Origin of the sequence: Lacisediminihabitans sp. (assembly GCF_036404185.1) — a bacterium.
Taxonomy (GTDB): domain Bacteria; phylum Actinomycetota; class Actinomycetes; order Actinomycetales; family Microbacteriaceae; genus Lacisediminihabitans.
This window is the reverse complement of record NZ_DASWPB010000203.1, coordinates 1-2785: the sequence shown is the minus strand read 5'-3', so window position 1 is coordinate 2785 and position 2785 is coordinate 1. Positions and strand designations below refer to the sequence as shown.

3 protein-coding genes are annotated in these 2785 nt (G+C 66.2%); 1 reads left to right on the top strand and 2 read right to left on the bottom strand.

Going from position 1 to position 2785, the window contains the following annotated elements; genetic code table 11:
- Positions 1-907: ABC transporter substrate-binding protein (locus tag VGC18_RS14365; RefSeq protein WP_331098585.1), on the bottom strand; the 907-nt coding region annotated here is incomplete at its 3' end.
- A 238-nt stretch (positions 908-1145) separates the two neighbouring features.
- Positions 1146-1442, bottom strand: a complete 297-nt coding sequence (gene groES / locus VGC18_RS14360; protein WP_331098583.1) for a co-chaperone GroES — start codon at positions 1440-1442, stop codon at positions 1146-1148.
- Between the two features lie 161 nt (positions 1443-1603).
- On the opposite strand from groES, the gene VGC18_RS14355 reads away from it, so the two are divergent.
- Positions 1604-2785: class I SAM-dependent methyltransferase (locus VGC18_RS14355; RefSeq protein ID WP_331098581.1), on the top strand; the 1182-nt coding region annotated here is incomplete at its 3' end.

Genomic DNA, 2785 nt, shown 5'->3' with positions numbered 1-2785 from the left:
TCGAGGTCGCCTGCACACCCGGGTTGCTGAACTGGGCGCCCGCGATGTCGACGTTCGTGTCCGCATCCGTGATGACGCCGTAGTTTCCGTCGACCCCGTAGAGCTTCTTGAAGTCGAAGCCCTGACCCTTCAGCTGCTCGGCGATGGTCGTGATCTCGTCGTAGGAGATGACCAGGAGAGCGTCGGGGTTGGGGGCAAGGGCACTCGAGATGGCGCTGGTGAAGTCGGTCGCGCCCTCATCGAAGGTGACGTCGGCGGCGACCGAGACGTTCTGCGACTTGAGATACGCGGAGACCGTCTTGTTGAGGCCGATCCCGTAGTCGTTGTTGTCGAACATCACCGAGACCGAGGTCGCGCCGTCCTGGACGATCTTCTGGCCGATGACCTTGCCCTGGAGGACATCCGAGGGAGCGGTGCGCCAGTAGAACCCGTTGTCGTTGTAGGTGCTCAACGTCGGCGACGTGTTCGCGGGCGAGATCTGCACGACCCCCGCGCCCGTGATCTGGTCGATGACGGAGAGCGAGACGCCGGAGGAGGCCGCGCCGACGATGCCCGAGACGCCGTCGGCGAGAAGAGCGGTGACGGACTGCGTCGCGATGTCGGTGCTGGTGTCGCCGGAGTCCTTCTGCTCGACGTTGATCGAGATCCCCGCCTTCGCCGCGTTGATGTCCTGGGCGGCCAGGTCGACCGCCGCGATCTCGGGCGGCCCGAGCGCCGCGAGGGTTCCCGTCGTCGGAAGAATGGTGCCGATCTTGAGGCTCAGGTCCTTGCTGCTATCGGAGGAGTCGCCGCCACTGGATGCGCAGGCGCTGAGGAGAAGCGCGCCGACGCCGAGGATTGCGATACCGCTGATCGTGGACTTGAGAGCCCGTGAGCGGGAGGCCTTGGCCTTCGCGAATACGCTCATGATGCTCCTTGCGTTGTGTGGTGTTGCGGACGTGACAATGCGGGGCACTGCCGTGGTAATGAAGGTATTGCGCGCAATCGCCAGAAACAATACGTGCGTGTTACGGGCACGTAACACGAGAAAATTGTTACTTTCCGTTACCAAACGGCCGCGAAGGCCCGAAAACCGTTGTCCGTCACCCGGAGACGCGACAAGGTCCGCCCGGCGAGCCGGGCGGACCTTGTTGGAGGAGCTTGTCTTAGTGGGTGACCACGGCGAGCACGTCGCGGGCCGAGAGCACGAGCAGGTCGTCTCCGCCGTACTTCACCTCGGTTCCGCCGTACTTGGAGTAGATGACCTTGTCGCCAACGGCGATGTCGAGCGGGATGCGGTTGCCGTTGTCATCGATGCGACCTGGGCCCACTGCGACGACCTCGCCCTCCTGGGGCTTCTCCTTCGCGGTGTCAGGGATGACGAGACCTGAAGCAGTGGTCTGCTCAGCCTCGACCTGCTTGATGACAATGCGATCCTCGAGCGGCTTGATGGAGACCGACACGGTTGACCTCTTCTTTCTCAAAACTTCGAAATCTTGGGTTAGCACACTCACAGTGAGAGTGCCAGATGTAGCTTACCTGCGCATTAGCACTCGTGCAATCGGAGTGCCAGAATGCCGAGCCGGAGGGAGCGCCGGGCATCGCCTCCGCGAGAATGGGACGAATGGACACCACCGAGTTCGCGGAGCTGCTGTCGACCGAGGGCCTGAGGCTGCTCGACTCGCTGCCGCACTACGACTCGAGGGCGGATGTCGTCGCATCCGTCAGCGAGCTGCGCAAACGCGGGCACTCCGCCGCCCTCGTCGCCGCGGTGCTCAGCCAGTCGAGACTGCGGGCCAGGGCGGAGGCGAAATTCGGACCGTTCGCCTCGCGGATGCTGTTCACCGAGGCGGGCCTCGAGCAGGCCACCCGGCTGAGGGTCGCCGCGGTGCACGCAGGACGATTCCGGACGGCCGGACTCGACCGCATCGCCGACCTCGGCAGCGGCATCGGCGGAGACGCCATGGCGATCGCCGGACTCGACCTGGAGGTGACCGCCGTCGAGATCGACGAGGTGACGGCCGCCATCGCCGCCTACAACCTGGCCCCCTGGGAGAAGGCGACCGTGGTCAACGCGGACGTCACCGACTTCGACCTCGCCGGATTCGACGGGGTGTACCTCGATCCGGCGCGGCGCACGGCCGGGCATCGGAACACCTCCAGGATCACCGATCCCGCCGACTACTCACCGCCCCTGGATTTCGCTCTCGGTGTGGCCGGACGACTGCCCACCGGCATCAAGCTGGGTCCGGGCATCGATCGTGGGCTCATCCCCGACAACGCCGAGGCACAGTGGGTGTCCGTCGACCACGAGGTGGTCGAGCTCGGGCTCTGGTTCGGGAGCCTGGCGCGCGCCGGCATGCGCCGATCCGCCCTGGTCATCGGGGATCATGGGACCGCAGAACTCAGCGCGGACGCGGACAGCCAGGACGTGGAGGCCGTCCCGCTCGGCGAGTTCCTCTACGAGCCGGACGGCGCCGTCATCCGCGCACGACTCATCGGGGACCTGGCGCGGCGGCTCGGCGCCGGCATGCTCAGCGAGGGCATCGCCTATCTGACGTCCGACCGGGCGGTCGGCACGCCCTTCGCGACCGGGTTCCGCGTCGTCGAAGCGCTGTCCTTCGACGAGCGGGTCATCAGGAAAGCCCTCTCGGCGCGCGGGATCGGCAGCCTGGAGATCAAGAAACGGGGCGTCGACGTCGACCCCGCCCGCCTGCGAACGAGACTGCGGCTCAAGGGACCGGGAAGCGCCACGCTGTTCGTCACCCGCGTGGCCGGCAGGCACACGGCGCTGCTCGCCGAGCGG